Source organism: Marinomonas maritima, from assembly GCF_024435075.2.
Lineage (GTDB): Bacteria > Pseudomonadota > Gammaproteobacteria > Pseudomonadales > Marinomonadaceae > Marinomonas > Marinomonas maritima.
The window spans coordinates 421722-438026 of sequence record NZ_JAMZEG020000002.1; the positions used below are offsets into that span (position 1 = coordinate 421722).

Consider the following 16305-nt stretch of genomic DNA (forward strand, 5'->3'; position numbering starts at 1 on the left):
TATAATACACATGCTTTTGTGTTTGGACATTTTTATATTTTGCTTGTCATTAGTAGGTTATTCTACCCCTTCAAGTGCTAATTAATAAATTATAGGAACATTGTGTCGACGCTCGAAAACCTTTCTTGTCCGATAGACGCTGCACCGCTAAGCCGTGATGAACGAAGCTTAAAGTGCGAACATGGACATACCTATGACCTGGCTAAAACAGGTTACGTAAACCTTCTTCCAGTGCAAAATAAACGCTCTAAAGACCCTGGCGATAGCAAAGAAATGGTCGTCGCACGGCAGACTTTCTTAAATAAGCAGCACTATTTTCCTATTGTTAAAACCATTTTATCTTCTTGGCCAAAAGAGGATTTGGTTAATGGCGTTCGTATCCTCGATGCAGGATGCGGAGAGGGCTATTATCTTAATGAAATTGGCAAAGCCTTGCTGGATCAAGAGATTAGTATAGAGCGCACTGGTTTAGATATTTCTAAGTGGGCTATTACCGCGGCGAGTAAGCGTGACAAAGGCGTGAGTTGGCTAGTGGGAAGTAACGCCAGCCTGCCAGTGCCAAGTGAGCGTTTTGATGCCATCTTGTGCTTATTCGGCTTTCCTGTTTTTAGTGAGTTTTCGCGGGTACTGAGCGAAACAGGTTTGCTTCTATTAGTAGAATCTGGACCTGATCATCTTATCGAGTTACGAGAAATACTTTACCCCTCTATTCATGATTACAAACAAACTTTTTCTGACGGCGTCGAGGGTTTCGAATTGGTGTTGGAGAAAGCTGAAACTTATGTTTTTACATTGAATTCTCAAACAGAAATCGAACAATTATTAAGTATGACGCCTCATATCCATAAGGCGTCATACGACGGTCGAGAAGCCGTTAAACAACTTAACTCTATTAACCTTACCGCAGACATTAAACTCCGCTGGTATCGAAAAAAATTGGGATAGTAAATTATGTCTAATAACTTAGATGAGCTTTTTAGTAAAAATAGAGAGTGGGCGGCTAAGGTTACCAAAGAAGACCCTGATTTTTTTTCTACGTTATCTAGGCAGCAAATGCCAGAATACCTTTGGATTGGCTGTGCTGACAGCCGTGTTCCGGCGAACCAAATAGTAGACCTTTTACCGGGTGAAGTCTTTGTCCACCGTAATATCGCGAATGTTGTCGTACATACCGATTTAAACTGCTTGTCTGTGATTCAATTTGCTGTCGATGTACTGAAAGTTAAGCATATTATGGTGGTGGGTCATTATGGCTGTGGTGGAATCAAGGCGGCGATGGGCAAAGAAGAGCACGGCATGATCGACAATTGGCTGCGCCATATCAAAGACGTTTACCGCCTCCATAGAAAAGAAATTGATGGGATAGAGGATGAGCAAGTTCGATTTGATCGTATGTGTGAATTGAATGTGGTGGAGCAAGTGGCTAACGTATGTCAAAGCAGCATTGTTCAAAATGCATGGCGTATCGGCCAAGAACTGCATGTTCACGGTTGGTGTTACAGCTTAGGCAATGGTCACATTAAAGACTTGGAAGTGACAGTTTCTAGTGCAGAAGAGTCTGCTGAAAGCCTGAATAACATGTAGAGAACGTTTGTTAGATACTTGTTATTAAACACAAAAAAACGAACTAAGAGTTCGTTTTTTTAGTTCTAGATTGTGTAAGTTGGACTACAAATTATTGTTTTCAGCAATCGTTTTTGCACACCCTGCAATGGTAGAGCGTATCCAAATATGCCCGGGATCATGTTGTAACAAAGGGCTCCATAGCATTTTTAATTCCACTGGTGGAATGTCGAATGGTGGTGGTAAGACGACTACTCTGTTGTTGTCTTTCATCAATCGCGTCGCCAATGATGGCAGTGTGGCGATTAGGCCAAGTTGCTCCGTCGCTCGCATGGCAACATTATAGTTTCTGGTGAATAAACGAATATTACGTTTGAAACCTAAATCCGCCAGAGAGCCATCTACCCAACCTAATTTTTGCACTTCTTCAGGCTGAATGCCAACACCAACACCAAAACCGGTTTTGCTTACCCAGACGTGACGAGAAGCCAAGTAAGTTTCTAAAGAAAAGTTTTTGGCAATGTCTGAATCGGCTGGCACCAAGCAGGAAAAATGGTCAACCCAAACAGATTTTTGATGGAAGGACTGTGGCAGTGTCTCGAATCGGTTGATGACCAAATCGACTTTGCCTTTTTCTACATCATGGAAGCTCACATCACTTGGATTCATGACATCCAGTATGACGTTTGGTGCTTCATCTTGAAGTTTCTTCATAAGTGGTGGGATTAGAGTCGCTTCGGCGTAGTCACTGGCCATGATGCGAAATACTCGAGAGCTTGATTCTGCTTCGAAGCTTTGTCCAAGGTGAAGCACTTCATCCACCGATTGTAAGATGCTTTGTACGCGCGGTTGTAGTTGAATGGCTAAAGCGGTAGGCATCATGCCATCGCTGGTTCTTACTAATAATGGATCATGAAATAGGTCTCTTAAACGACGTAATCCGTTACTCATGGCTGGCTGAGTGATACCAAGTTGGTTGGCGGCGTGGGTAACGTTTTGCTCCCGTAATAAGGAGTCCAAATAACGAAGTAAATTAAGATCTATTTTGTCTAACTGCATAAAGGAAGAGGCCCGTGTCCACTAACGTAGGGCCTGCATCATACTTCATTTTGTATATGAATAGAATGATCCCGTTTTATTGAGTAAGGAGATTAAGCTGATTTAGAAAGTTGCTCTATGACTTCATAGCAAGCGCCCATGGTGTGATAGTCGGTTTTTCCAGCAGGGCTTTTGCAATCGTCAAAGGCTTGGTTGTCTTGAGTTAAAATACGAAACCAAGCACCGTATTGATGATCAACCATGTGTGACCAGCTGTATTGCCAAAGTTGTTGATACTTGTCCCAATAATGCTGTTCCTTGGTCGTTATTGCTAACATAGCTGCTGCAGCGAAGGATTCTGCTTGTACCCAAAAATATTTATCACCGTCACAAATGTGGCCTTTGGGGTCGTAACCGTAACAAAGTCCACCATTAGTTTCGTCCCAAGATTTATCCCACGCGGTGTCGAATAGTTTTTTTGCTGTGGGGATTAGCCAATCGAGCGGTGAGCGCTGTTGAATTAAAAGTAATAGCTTTGCCCATTCCGTCTGATGACCTGGTTGGAACCCCCAAGGGCGAAATAAATGCTTTGGGTCTGCTTTGTTGTAATCCCAGTCGACCTGCCAATCCGTGGTGTAGTGTTCCCAAATTTCACCTTCTGCTAGTGCGGCTTGGCGTAAGCAAATATTGCTAGCGAGTAAAGTGGCGCGTTTAAGATAATGGGGCTCTTGTGTTGCATCATAGGCCGCAAGAAGTGCTTCGCAGCTGTGCATATTGGCATTTTGCCCGCGGTAGTCTGAAACGGTTTGCCAATCGCTGGAAATTTCATCTTTGTATAAGTCAAATTTAGCATCCCAGAAATGCAATTCCATTAGATCGAAGGTTTCTTTAATCCAAGGTTTGGCTTCTTCTACGCCTGCTTTGTATGCCGTGGCGTAAGCGAGCAGGACAAAGGCAAGTCCATAGCAGTGATTGGTCTCATCAAGATTTTGATCTTTGTTTAGTAACCAAACATAGCCACCATTGTTACGAAGATGGCGCTCTCTCAAATAGCGTAATCCATGACGAGTTGCTTCTAGATAAGCTTGCTTGTTTTCTGTGTGTTGCTCTTGAGCTTGACAGGCTTTTGCATAATTGAAAATGAAGCGAGTGCTGCTAACAAGATGGCGAGTATCGGTGTCGTAAATGTCACCGTTGTCTTTGAAGAACTGAAAGAATCCACCATTAAGATCAATGCAGTTTGGATGATAAAACGCCAGAGTAGATTGAATATGGCTATTTAAAAAATTGGCAGATTGAAACGCTGGAAAAGTGGGCATAATGTCGTCCTTTGTGGGCGGCTTTGCTGTTTAAGGCAAAGAGCCTGTTTATTTTTACTAGCGAGATCGGTATTTTGTGAACGCTAACTCATCTTAATGAGTTATATTGTTAAATCAATTAGATTTATTAAATATCAGTAGTTAGTTTACGGGCTTAAATATGAGGGTGAGTTGTATGAAATCGTCAGGTAGTACCTCTGAACAAAGCCGTGTTTATAATGAACGGATCATTCTCCACTTGGTTCGACAACACCCAGAAATTTCTCGGGTGAGTATTGCTGAGCGCACAGGGTTGAGTACACAGACTATTTCGGTGATTACGTCTTCTTTACTTGAACGACAGTTACTCACTATTGTGGGTAAGGTAACCGGTCGTCGAGGACAGCCTTCCATTAAACTGAGTATTAATGAAAAAGGCGCTTATGGACTGGGGATTAATGTTGACCGAGATCATATCAGCGCGGCGTTGCTGGATTTTAGTGGCGCCTGTGTTTTGTTATTAGAACGAGAAGTGTCTTTTCCTACTGAGGATCTTGCTAAAAAAATTGCTCAAGACCTTATTGAAGAGGTAAAGGTAACACTGGGAGCAGGTTGGAGTAAGGTTCAAGGGATTGGCCTCGCTAGGCCCGACTATATGGACTCTTGGTTGGATACGTTGGTCACCGATTCAGGTCAAAGAGCCAATCTTGATGGGCTAAAAGCCGCATTAGAATATTGGCAGTCAGATGCTTTTGAATCATGGTTAGCGGAATTAACCGGTGTAAGCTGCTTTTGTGAAAACGACGCGGTGGCGGCGGCAACCAGTGAATTGTTGCTTGCTTCAGGTTCGTCTAAAAGACACTTCTTTTACCTTTTTGTCAGTACGGCTTGTGGTGGCAGTTTGGTGGCTAATGGTGAATGCTATTTTGGCGCGCATGGTAAAGCGGGCAGTTTTGGTTTAATTCCAACGGCCACTGGCAAACATGGTAAATGGATTCTTGAAGCGTTGTCCCTGTCCTCATTACGTCGATTTTTGATGGCAAATCAAGTCGTGTGGCCAGTCAATGAAAAAGGCTGGCATGATGCTCAGTACGCACCGCTTATAAACCAGTGGGCGGCCGAAGTGGCATTAGAAGTCACGCCGGCGCTGGCTTCCGTCATTGCATTATACGATCCTGAAGCGGTTCTCATTGGTGGGCGTTTGCCCGCGCCTGTTTTAGCGGCTTTAATTGACCGTCTTGAAAGTACCTTGGCGACCCATAGTATGCTGCCTCTTCCTGAGATCCGTGTTGCTCAAACTGGCTATACCGCAGGGGTGTTAGGAGCGGCTGTATTACCGCTATATGAGACGTTTGCACCACAGCAAAATGTATTATTATTGAGTTCAAAAGAGAAATAATGCGTTCCGAATTATTCGGTCGCTGCGTGAGAGAGGAAGCATGAGGTTAGAAATACAGTGCGAAGATAGAATCGGCATGGTGCGTGAAATCCTCGACTTATTCATACCGCATCAAATCGATATGCGTTTAGTGGAAATGGATACAAAGCGGCGTTGTATCTATTGTGGCTTTTTAGATATTCCTTTTCTTCAATTACAGCGCTTGCTTGCAGAAATTCGTCGTTTGGAGAGTGTTGAAGATGTAAAAACGGTCATTTTTACTCCTTTTGAAAGGGAGCATAATGCGCTTTATACCTTATTAGAAGCCTTGCCGGATGGTGTCATTTCGGTGGATCTAAAAGGCGAAATCACTATGGTTACTGAGCTAGCGGCTGAGGACCTGAATGTTTCGATTGCAGACCTATTGCATAAGCCATTACAGCAATTCATAAAAGGAATCAGTTTCTCTAAAGAGACGTGGGCGAATCCAAAAGTGGGGATGAGTAAACGGATTCGAATTCGAAATAAAACGTTACTGCTTGAGACGAAACCCTTCTTTGTGTCCGATGATGATGGTATTGAAAACCCAGCGGGAACGGTCATTTATTTAAAATCTGAATTACGCTTAGATCGTCAAGCAGCGAGTTTGAAACAGGCGCCTAATGCTGAATGCCATTTAGAAATATATTTCCAATCCGCCGTCATAAAAAGTGAGTCGATGAGACGTGCGTTAGCCGAGGCGAAAGCCTTTGCGGGAATGGCGATGCCGTTGCTCGTACACGGAGAAGTGGGAACAGGGAAGCGAGATTTCATCGAAGCCCTATTTCAGTATTGGCATAAACAGCAAGTGGACCCAGAAGCTCAGCTCATTATTCGTCATGCAAGAGACATGACATGCGATGCTATTGTTGAGCTAGATTCCTTGTCTGGCTGGTTTGTAATAACCGATATTGAGTATTTAGATGAACAGGTACAGGTGGATTTGGCCAATTGGCTTACTCGACAACCGAGTGTTGTCAGCAGCTTTGATGCCAGTGTGCGTTTGATTAGTCTGTCTTCCTTAAGTCGGCAACAACTGTCGGACGGTACGACATTAAATAAGAGCCTTTATTTTGCTTTAGCCACTTTGCATCTTGCTATGCCATCCCTTAGGGAGCGTAGAGAAGATATCGATGGATTGGTTCAACAAGTTATTTTGGAACAAACGGAACGTTATCGATTACCGATACCAATCGTATCGAAAAGCGCATTGACTAAATTGGCCTTGTATTCTTGGCCTGGAAACTTAAAGGAACTACAAAACATCTGTCTACAGGCGTTGTTGACATTGAAGGGCAAGGCATGGACAGCTGATGATTTGATGTTGCCAGAGTCTTCCACTATGGCGAGTTTGGAATTAATCAATGATTCATTGGAGATAACACTAAAACAATGGGAGGCGAACCTGTTAAGAACCTTGTACCCAAATTTCCCGAGTACGAGGCGTTTGGCAAAAGCGGTTGGTATGAGCCACAGTGCGATAGCAAATAAGCTGAAGGAATATGGTATTAATACAAGATTGCCAGATTGAGTGGTGAGTCAGTCTGGCAAAAGTGGGTCAATTAGACGAGTTTAGTAATGGCGCTTTTGACGGGGCGCAGGGCGGCGCATTTTTTCTTCACGCTCAATTTTGATCGGTTTAAGCGTTTCTTTTGATTGCGCTGCGTGTTTCTGGATATTGGCTACCAAGAAAGCAATTGCTGCACAGGCGGCAATGAAGAGTAAAAATTCAAACATGGCATTTCTCCAAACTAATTATTCTTATAACAATCATGGAACATTATGATCATTGCGTAAAGGTGATTATGTTGTCTTTTAGTTAATGGAGGAGGATAAATAGAAATCAACCCCTTCTCTTTAATGTCACAAGTTATACCTTTTTCTTAAGTACCTTGCCACACCATCTTCATCATGATGACCGATGACATTCGTTGCGGCCTCTTTCACGTGAATCAAAGCATTGTCTGTTGCAAACGCTTCATCTGATGCTGAAAACATAGACAAATCATTGTCGCCATCACCAAACACGATTAACCTTTCGGCACCAATTTCTGCCTTTAGTTCCATCAGAGCCGAACCTTTACACACATTACTGTGATGAATATCCAACCAGTAGGCGTCTGGATGGTAAATACCACCGCCCGAATATGCGGTTAAATGGCTGTGTTCTTGGCTGTCTTTGATGATCTTATCGATGAATTCTGGCTGTCCCATCGCGCTTATATTGGTGATTCTTGCGTTATGAGTGAGCTCGGACAAAGGGTGAAGGCTCATGTTTTTATGGTTACCTAGTTCGTTGGCGATGTGATCGCTTAGGTGACCTTGTAGTGGCGAATGGTAGACTCGATGTGATCCATCCTCTTCTAAGCAAAAAATGAATGGCGTGATGTCATTTTCTTCAAACGAAGAGAGCAAGTCAAAAATGTGGCTCTGAGACAGTAGGTTTCTATGACGGTACTGATTTTGTTGAGGATCCCACCATTCGACGCCATTTTTGAAAATTTGCCAATTTGGAAATTGATGCTCTTTAATACAAGCCATCGCGGCAAAATGAGTGCGGCCTGTGGCGACAGTATAGAAAACCCCTGCAGATTTTAAGCGATCAAGGGTTTCTAGAGTGTAATCGGAAAGCCGTTGATGCCGATTAAGTAGGGTTCCGTCTAGATCAAATGCCACTAATTCCATAACTACCTCATGCTTATTGTATTTGGCACTATCGCATTTTCTAAGCGGGAAGTTCAACAATTAAGACGTGTTTATTAAAAGGACTTTTCGTAATGGGCTTGGGTCACAAGCTTATTGTTATAAGCCTTCGTGACCCTTTCAATTAGTTTTTATTGACTAAAGCCGTTGCAGTGAAGGCAATACCATTCCAGCCATTTTCAATGAACTGTCGAATGTTTTGATGATCGCTCGCGGATGGATTTTCTAATACATCAACACGATAAAAGTCACCAAATAAATGCAACGTTTGTGTTTCGGTTAATTCATGTATGGATGCAAAAGAGAAAAGCTTACAAGAACCATTATTTTCATTAATGGCATTGTGTTGTTTACCATTAGTAAAAGCCGCCGCGGTGAAATTGTATTCACGCTCGATAACATCAATGACTTCTTTAAATTGGACTTGTTCTGGTGTGTGTTTGATCTTCTCAATCAGCGTTTGCGTGCTTAGCATTGGAACTCCGTACTGTAGATTGTGGGTAAAATTAGTCTTCTAATGGTGGTTTAGCGTAACGTACTGTGACCTTGAAAATAATAAAGGAAAGGATACCGCAGGTCGCAATAGTGCCTAGCATCGGGACGAATGTACCGTTGTGGAGGATACTGACGACAGCGCCTCCTACCGCGCCCATGGCAAATCGAGATGTTCCCGCTAGTGCTGTAACACTGCCATTGTGGTTGCCTGCGCTATTCAGTGCGCCAGCCATGAACCCACTGGCAAGTATTCCCATTGGGCCAATAAATAACATGCTCGTAATAACGATAAGCGACAACGGTGGATGGTCGAAAAAGGTCAGTAGAATCATCAACGCCGAGGCGATCAAGGGCGCGTAAATGGCATACTTTGATAGTACTTCAGTTCCTAGTTTTTCTACATACCGTCCATTTATAGTAGCGGCCAGCATCATCATGATGACATTTAGGCCGACTAAAAAGCCAAAATTAGCAGGGTCAACCCCGTAAATTTCGATATAAACAAAAGAGGAACCGGTAATGAAACTCATCATTCCTGCGAAATAAAACGCAGAAGCAACGACATAACCCATGACGGAGGGGGTTTTCAACAGTTTGCCGTAATTTCGTGAAGCATTTAAAAAAGAAAAAGGAGTGCGCTTCTCTGGAGGTAATGTTTCAGGAATAGTCCGCAAGAATAGCACCATGGCGATCATCGCTAATATTCCCAAGAAAACGAAAATATAATGCCAGCTCCAAATAGTTAAGATGGCTCCGCCTAGAATAGGCGCGGCCAATGGTGCCAGCGCCATGACGAGCATGATCATCGACATTGTTTTGGCAAACTGATTAATCGACATACCGTCTTTGACTAGGGCGGGGACACTCACCGCCACGGCAGCACCGCCGAAAGCTTGAATAGCTCGGCCAACCATTAGCATTTCATAGCTCTGTGCAATAGCACAAAGGAAGCTACCAATAGCAAAAACGCCAAGTCCTCCGACAACGACTTTACGGCGTCCGATAGCATCAGATATTGGCCCAAATAGAATCTGTAAAAAAGCAAACACCAGTAAATACATACTCAGTGTCATTTGTATCAGGCTAATATCCGTATCTAGGCTTTTTGCTATGGTTGGAATACTTGGCAGATACGCATCAATTGCCAGCGGCGTCAGACCAGACAAAAGACCGAGAACTAAAACAATGGAAAAAGTCAGTTTCATACAATGGCTTAATTGAAAGATTAATCGGATTGTTTGCAATAAATTAAGAAGCATATTGATATGCCGGGTAATTATAATCGGTTTGCTTATTATTCGCGGCTTTAATTGTGCAAACACTAAGTAAAGCTTATGGCTATGTATTTTGAAGGGTGGATCTTTTCTGGTGTTCAATTAGGTAACGTGGTTCAATTTTGCTTCTTTTGGTTAATCATAATGGATCTTTTTTTTCAGATCACTCACTCTATTTTTTCGTTGTGTTTTATTTTCTGAGCAGTGTCAATTTTAGGGTTTAATAAGGAATACTATGTTACGTTTTTTTGAAAAATGGGTATCGGCTTATCCGGATATTAAAGCGATACAATCTCCAAAAACACTGCTCTCATTTTGCCGCTATTATTCAAAAGGCGTAGAGCTGCCACTTTTACTGATGTCGATTCTTACGGCGACTATCGCTATTCTTGAAGTAACCTTGTTTAGTTTTATGGGACAGCTGGTGGATTGGCTGATTAACAAAGACCCAAAAACCTTTTTTGCTGAGGAAGGCGCGCATTTATTGTGGATGTCTTTGATGATTCTGGTGGCTATGCCATTAGTGACGTTTGTGCATTCCGCCATTATTCATCAGACTTTATTAGGCAATTACCCGATGCGAATTAGATGGTTATCGCATCATTATATTTTGCGTCAGAGCATGTCTTTTTTTCAGGATGAATTTGCCGGACGTATTTCCACCAAAGTGATGCAAACCTCCTTGGCGGTACGTGAAACCGTGATGAAGCTGCTCGATGTTTTGGTCTATATCGGCGTGTACTTTATTTCCATGATTGTGTTGATTGCTAATGCGGACTATCGACTGATGATTCCAATGTTAGTTTGGCTGGTGTGTTACATATTACTGCAACTCTATTTTGTCCCAAAATTGAAAAAAATATCGGCAGAGCAAGCCGATGCACGTTCTACTATGACAGGCCGTGTTGTTGACAGTTACAGTAACATTTCGACGGTAAAGCTTTTCTCTCACCACGAGCGTGAAGCGGAATACGCGAAAGATGGCATGGACGGTTTTTTACAAACGGTTTATAGGCAAATGCGCTTAGTTACTATGCTGAGTGTGGGGGTGCAAACCTGTAACTACGTGTTGACGTTTACAATTGCGGCGTTGTCTATTTGGTTGTGGACGGACAGTATTATCAGCGTGGGTGCGATTACGATTGCCGTCAGTTTAGCGCTTCGCTTAAACGGTATGGCGCAATGGATCATGTGGGAAGTGAGTGCCTTGTTTGAAAACATTGGCATGGTGAACGATGGTATGAAAACGCTCTCTCGGCCTATTGAGATAGAAGACAGGATAGGCGCGCCTGCATTATCCGTAACGCACGGTATGATTGAATATGACGCAGTGAATTTTCACTACGGCAAACAAGACAGTAAAGTGATTGAAAACCTTGTTTTATCGATTAAAGCAGGTGAGAAGGTTGGATTAGTCGGGCGTTCTGGTGCCGGTAAATCGACTATAGTGAATTTACTGATGCGTTTTCATGATATTGAATCCGGTCAAATTCGAATTGACGGGCAAGACATCACAGGCGTTAAGCAAGATTCCCTACGTGCTCAAATCGGCATGGTGACTCAAGATACATCCTTGCTACATAGAACAGTTAGAGAAAACTTACTTTACGGTCGACCAGATGCCACTGAAGAAGAAATGATCACCGCCGCCAAAAATGCCGAAGCGCACGAGTTTATTCAAACCCTCACCGATCCATTTGGCAATGCTGGTTACGATGCCATGGTGGGAGAGCGCGGTATTAAGCTTTCGGGTGGACAGCGTCAGCGTATTGCGATCGCCCGTGTCTTATTAAAAGATGCGCCTTTATTAATTTTGGACGAAGCGACCTCGGCACTTGACTCAGAAGTCGAAGCTGCGATACAGGATAGCCTACACACGTTAATGCAAGGCAAAACCGTTATCGCTATCGCCCATCGATTGTCGACCATTGCCGCGATGGATCGTTTGATCGTCTTAGACAAAGGCAACATCGTTGAGCAGGGTAGCCATGAAGAACTCATTAAACACGCAGGTATTTATGCGTCACTTTGGGCGCATCAGACCGGTGGTTTTTTGGCTGAAGATATTGACTTTGAAAGTATTGAGACAGAAGAAAACTTGGCAAATAAATAGTGTATTTTACTGGCCCATTTAGAGAAATTTTATGACGTATTTTTTGTTGTTCTTAGCCATACTTGCCGAAGTGATCGCGACGACGGCATTAAAAGCGTCGGACTCTTTCACTAAACTGGGACCCAGCGTCGTGCTTGTTGTTGGTTATGGGGTGTCTTTTTATCTATTAACCATCGTGATGCGCTCGATGCCAACCGGTGTGACTTACGCTATTTGGTCTGGGTTGGGTGTGGTTTTAATTTCGTTGTTTGGCTATTTATTTGCCAATGAAAAACTCGATATGGCCGCTTGTTTCGGTATGTCATTGATTGTTACCGGTGTAGTAGTGATTAATGTTTTTTCTAAAACGGTGAGCCACTAGATTATTGGTGTTGTTTGTCATTTGGTAATAAAAAAATGCGCCCTTACATAGAGCGCATTTTTTATGTTTGTTTGCTAAGTATTGCTTTTAATTTTGCCTTTTTTATTTGCCAACCAGACAAACTGGTAGGGCATCAAGGTGACTTTTCCTAAACGGTCTTCGTATGCTTGTTCCGAGACCAAATCTGTCCAATCATCGGTGGCAATAAGGTTAAGCTCTGACAAGTTAAAATGTTGTGGCAGATCCGTCATGTTATACACTGCAAACAGGCTTTGTCTTCTGTCCAAACTTTGTCGCCAGAAAGCAAATAAGTTTTCTCCCATGTGCAAAATATACTGAGTCGCATTCGGGTGGAAAGCGGGTTGAGCGCGGCGTATTTGAGTTAACTTGGTGACACTCTGAAAGACTTTTTGATGATGTGTTGGTGAATTTAAGGCGTGTTCTAACTCTTCCATATCCCAAATATGGCGGTTGATTGAGCGATAATGACCCGTGTTATTCACTCGATCCAAATCATTTTCTGTACCAAATAGACTGTGAATATAAAAGGCAGGCACGCCTTCTAGCGCCATCATGACACCCGCTGCGCAAAGGAAACGAGCGAACTGCCATTGATCTGGGCCTTGTTGCGCGGAACCAGACAAGGCATTCCACAGGCTTATGTTGATCTCATAAGGTTTGGCTTCGCCTTGCGGTGTCGTACGCGAACTTATTTTTCCGCCAAAGCGTTTCATGGTGTTGATTAGCGTTTCTAGTTCCCATTCAGAAAGCAGACCCTCTGTAGGGCGTAAACCTATACCGTCGTGTGACGCCACAAAGTTCAGGTAAGTGGTGCCTTGTTGAGCGGGTGCCATGCTCATGAGCCATTGCTTTAAATGGCTACAATTCCCCGTGACAAGGCTGTTAATAAGCAAAGGTGGCAATGAAAAATTGTAGATCAAATGCGCTTCGTTGGCGTTACCAAAATAGGTTAAATTTTCCTGATTGGGTATGTTAGTTTCGGTGATAATGACGGATTCTGGTGCGTAATGTTCGATCATTAGTCTTAATAAACGAATGATTTCATGAGTTTGGGGTAGATTAATACAGCTTGTACCAGGAACCTTCCATAGAAAGGCCACCGCGTCTAAGCGAAACCAGCGAATGCCTTTTTCAAGGTACAAATGAATGATGCGTAGAAACTCCAGCAGAACGTCTGGGTTTTCAAAATTTAAGTCAACTTGGTCGTGGCTAAACGTACACCAAACGTGTTTTTCACCATTTTTGGTTTGCACTTCTCTGAGTAGTGACGAGGTTCTAGGGCGAACAACGGCGCTCAAGTCAGCACTTGGGTCTGCTTCATAAAAGAAACTGGCCCCAGGGTTCACGCCTGCTTTGTAGTTCTCAAACCATAAGCTTCGGCTTGAGCAGTGATTAATGACTAAATCGCCCATGACTTTGAAATCTTTTGAAAGATTCGACACATGGTCCCACTGCCCACACGAAGGGTTGACCGTCGTGTAATCCATCACACTAAAGCCATCGTCCGAGCTGTAAGGGAAAAATGGCAGCAAGTGAACCGCAGAAATAGAGTCGGACAATTTGTTTTTTACAAACTTATGCAGTGTTTCTAAAGGCGCTTCTTCTTTTCTGCGCAAGGTGTCTGCATAGGTAATTAACATAATGTCAGATTGATCCCATAAGTTTCTATGGGGTCTCGGTGATTCTGTTGTCGGATCTAGGTGAAAAGTCGTTAAGCACCTTTCAGCCAGCTCTTTGGTGTCTAAATTCGGATAAATAGTCTGCAGATGAGCAATAAGCCGCTGTTCTAGAGGCGACAATGGTGCATTTTCCATGTTTACCTGCCTGTCTTTTTTGTCAATGGATGAAAAAAAATACGATGTTATTTAGCCTAATTGCCACCAATTATTTAGGACCGAACTCGGCCATGTCTAACTCAACCGCTTGTGCCAGTTGCGTCATAACCCTAGGAAAAGCACTTATCACACGGTTCCAACTAGGGATAAAAGGCGTTTCCATAGGGTTCTCTAAATACTGATTACCCGCTTTCATAATGTTGCCGGCAAAAAGCTCAACCGCTTGCTCTTCGGCATGAACATCTAGCTTCAGTCCGTTGATTTCTGCGTCATTGCGATAGGTTTCAATAAAATCCAATGCCACACGGTAGTAGGTTGCTTTGATCGTTCGGAATGTTTCTTGGTTAAAAATCGTACCATTTGTTGCCAGCTTTCTAAAAATAGCTTTGGTGATGTCGATCGACATTTTAGATAAGCCTCCATCATCATTACCGGCTGATAAGTCTTGGTGTTTATGATCGTAAATGTCGGCGATATCGACCTGACATAAACGGTTGGTCGAATAGTTGCGATACATTTCACTTAATACGCCAATTTCTAACCCCCAATCGCTTGGTATGCGTAAATCGGTCATCACATCACGGCGAAAGGAAAATTCGCCTGCTAGTGGGTAGCGGTAGCTGTCTAGATAATCCAAATAATCCAAATGCCCAAAGACTTTTTTGAGTGAACACAGTAAAGGTGTCACCAATAAACGAGTGACTCGACCATTCATTTTTCCATTGGCGGCGCGGGCATAAAAGCCTTTACAGAACTCATAGTTAAAGTTCGGATTGGCAACAGGGTAAATAAGACGAGCGAGCAGTTCTCTGTCGTACGTCACAATATCGCAATCGTGCATAGCGATGGATTCCGCTTTGCCGGCGGCTAAGTTGTAGCCCATACAGAACCAAACGTTGCGGCCTTTACCTGGGTCAGAAGGGGAAAGGTGTTCACCTTTTAGGACGCTGTCTATTTCTCTTAAGCGAGGACCATCGTTCCACAGCACTTTGTAGTTTTGCGGCAAAACACTGAAAAACTCAAGCGCGTGTTTGTATTGTTCTTCTGTTGCTCTGTCTAATCCGATGATGATTTCAGACAAGTAAGGCACTTGTTGCAAATGTTTTAAAATATTAGGCATGGCGTCTGTTTCTAGTTCCGAGTACAGACAAGGCAGAATCAGAGACATAGGTCGCGTTTTTGCAAACTCGCACAGCTCTGCTTCCATTTCTTCTAGCGGGCGGTGCGCCAAATTATGAAGCGTCGTGATAATGCCGTTTTGATGAAAATCGCCCATGATAATTCTCCTAAATATTGTTATAAAAATAATGGCTGTTTGCGTTATATTCTTTTTTTGCGTGTTACAAAATACCTTGCTTGGTTAGCATTAAATTGATCGCTTGAGCCCAGCCTTCAGGCCCGTACGCGTCACTAAGCCAAGCATCGCTGCGATTTGGTATTTCTGGTGGCGCATGAACAGGTGACCGAATCACCACCGGAATATCGGCTCTACTCAGCATGCCAACGTCATTTTCGCCATCGCCTAAGGCCATGGTAGTAATGGCTTCGTCACTTTGTGTCTCATACACCTCTTTTAACCACAGCATGGCGTTTGCCTTGTCGCAGTGTTTACCCATTAAATGGGAAAAACGGCCGCCTTTTTGGATTTGTATATCAAACTGCGCAAGGTGCTCTCTAAAATGATTGAGCGCGAGGTGAGAGTCTGTCCATAGCATGGGTTCAGTGAACTCTCGCTGCATGGCTTGTTTGGCGTTTGCTTCGCTTAAGCCTGTGATTGACATCAGTTCTTGCCACGTCATGTCGCTGAAGCGTTTAAATGTGTAGTCGTCTTGTTTGTCGTTGGTGAGTTCGATCAACCTGTCACGTTTTGGCCCAAAGGCTTTTAACCAATATTCACCGCAATCTTCTAATGGCTCGTCTATCGTCAGTGCCAAATTTTTAGGAATATAGATGGCGGAACCATTTTCAACGATAAAAGGGTCTTGATGATTAAGATCTTTTCTAAGGGAGAGAAGCTCGCTGAATGTCTTGCTTGTATTGATGATGCAAGGAATGGAAAAGGTTTTTAGCGACAGTAACGCGGATTGTGCTGCTTTAAAGCTATAAGTGTGATGGTCGAGTAATGTGCCATCTAAATCTGTGAATATTAAAAGTCTAGTCATGTAGATTCCATTTTTAGGTCCATCA

At 43.2% G+C, this 16305-nt stretch carries 15 protein-coding genes; 6 read left to right on the forward strand and 9 right to left on the reverse strand.

Annotated elements, in window-relative coordinates:
* Positions 1-102: 102 nt before the first annotated feature.
* Together M3I01_RS08015 and can are read left to right on the forward strand one after the other, a co-directional pair.
* A complete protein-coding gene (locus M3I01_RS08015) occupies positions 103-945 on the forward strand; it encodes a putative RNA methyltransferase (protein WP_255895277.1) in 843 nt (280 codons plus the stop codon).
* 6 nt (positions 946-951) lie between these two features.
* Entirely contained in the window at positions 952-1584 is a 633-nt protein-coding gene (can, locus tag M3I01_RS08020; RefSeq protein WP_275565015.1) for a carbonate dehydratase, read from the forward strand.
* Positions 1585-1668: 84 nt separating this feature from the next.
* On the opposite strand, the gene M3I01_RS08025 is transcribed toward can, so the two are convergent.
* Both M3I01_RS08025 and M3I01_RS08030 read right to left on the reverse strand, forming a co-directional pair.
* Positions 1669-2622 (reverse strand): LysR family transcriptional regulator, encoded by a 954-nt coding sequence (locus M3I01_RS08025; protein ID WP_176335642.1) that lies wholly within the window; start codon positions 2620-2622, stop codon positions 1669-1671.
* A gap of 92 nt (positions 2623-2714) precedes the next feature.
* On the reverse strand, positions 2715-3920 hold the full coding sequence (locus M3I01_RS08030; protein ID WP_255895278.1) for an AGE family epimerase/isomerase: 1206 nt from the start codon (positions 3918-3920) through the stop codon (positions 2715-2717).
* A gap of 175 nt (positions 3921-4095) precedes the next feature.
* On the opposite strand from M3I01_RS08030, the gene M3I01_RS08035 reads away from it, so the two are divergent.
* Both M3I01_RS08035 and M3I01_RS08040 read left to right on the forward strand, forming a co-directional pair.
* Positions 4096-5298, forward strand: coding sequence for an ROK family transcriptional regulator (locus tag M3I01_RS08035; RefSeq protein ID WP_255895279.1), 1203 nt, complete (start codon positions 4096-4098; stop codon positions 5296-5298).
* A gap of 40 nt (positions 5299-5338) precedes the next feature.
* The gene (locus tag M3I01_RS08040) at positions 5339-6847 is read left to right on the forward strand and encodes a TyrR/PhhR family helix-turn-helix DNA-binding protein (protein WP_255895280.1); all 1509 of its coding nucleotides are present in this window, start codon (positions 5339-5341) and stop codon (positions 6845-6847) included.
* A 41-nt stretch (positions 6848-6888) separates the two neighbouring features.
* On the opposite strand, the gene M3I01_RS08045 is transcribed toward M3I01_RS08040, so the two are convergent.
* The 4 genes from M3I01_RS08045 to M3I01_RS08060 form a co-directional block, all read right to left on the reverse strand.
* Positions 6889-7053, reverse strand: coding sequence for a hypothetical protein (locus M3I01_RS08045; protein ID WP_255895281.1), 165 nt, complete (start codon positions 7051-7053; stop codon positions 6889-6891).
* Positions 7054-7179: 126 nt separating this feature from the next.
* Positions 7180-8001, reverse strand: coding sequence for an HAD family hydrolase (locus tag M3I01_RS08050; protein WP_255895282.1), 822 nt, complete (start codon positions 7999-8001; stop codon positions 7180-7182).
* Between the two features lie 142 nt (positions 8002-8143).
* The gene (locus M3I01_RS08055; protein ID WP_255895283.1) at positions 8144-8494 is read right to left on the reverse strand and encodes a HopJ type III effector protein; all 351 of its coding nucleotides are present in this window, start codon (positions 8492-8494) and stop codon (positions 8144-8146) included.
* Between the two features lie 31 nt (positions 8495-8525).
* Positions 8526-9719 carry a Bcr/CflA family multidrug efflux MFS transporter gene (locus M3I01_RS08060; RefSeq protein ID WP_255895284.1) on the reverse strand — a complete coding sequence of 398 codons (1194 nt, stop codon included), beginning with the start codon at positions 9717-9719 and terminating at the stop codon, positions 8526-8528.
* 304 nt (positions 9720-10023) lie between these two features.
* Here M3I01_RS08060 and M3I01_RS08065 point away from each other — a divergent pair, with 304 nt between their 5' ends.
* Positions 10024-11901: an ABC transporter ATP-binding protein gene (locus M3I01_RS08065; RefSeq protein WP_255895285.1), complete on the forward strand. Its 1878-nt coding sequence runs from the start codon at positions 10024-10026 to the stop codon at positions 11899-11901.
* 31 nt (positions 11902-11932) lie between these two features.
* Entirely contained in the window at positions 11933-12262 is a 330-nt protein-coding gene (locus tag M3I01_RS08070; RefSeq protein ID WP_112138080.1) for a DMT family transporter, read from the forward strand.
* Between the two features lie 74 nt (positions 12263-12336).
* On the opposite strand, the gene M3I01_RS08075 is transcribed toward M3I01_RS08070, so the two are convergent.
* The 3 genes from M3I01_RS08075 to M3I01_RS08085 form a co-directional block, all read right to left on the reverse strand.
* Positions 12337-14097 (reverse strand): alpha-amylase family glycosyl hydrolase, encoded by a 1761-nt coding sequence (locus M3I01_RS08075; RefSeq protein ID WP_255895286.1) that lies wholly within the window; start codon positions 14095-14097, stop codon positions 12337-12339.
* Positions 14098-14167: 70 nt separating this feature from the next.
* A complete protein-coding gene (locus tag M3I01_RS08080; RefSeq protein ID WP_255895287.1) occupies positions 14168-15394 on the reverse strand; it encodes a glycosyltransferase family protein in 1227 nt (408 codons plus the stop codon).
* Between the two features lie 64 nt (positions 15395-15458).
* Positions 15459-16280 (reverse strand): HAD-IIB family hydrolase, encoded by an 822-nt coding sequence (locus M3I01_RS08085; protein WP_255895288.1) that lies wholly within the window; start codon positions 16278-16280, stop codon positions 15459-15461.
* Positions 16281-16305 lie beyond the last annotated feature (25 nt).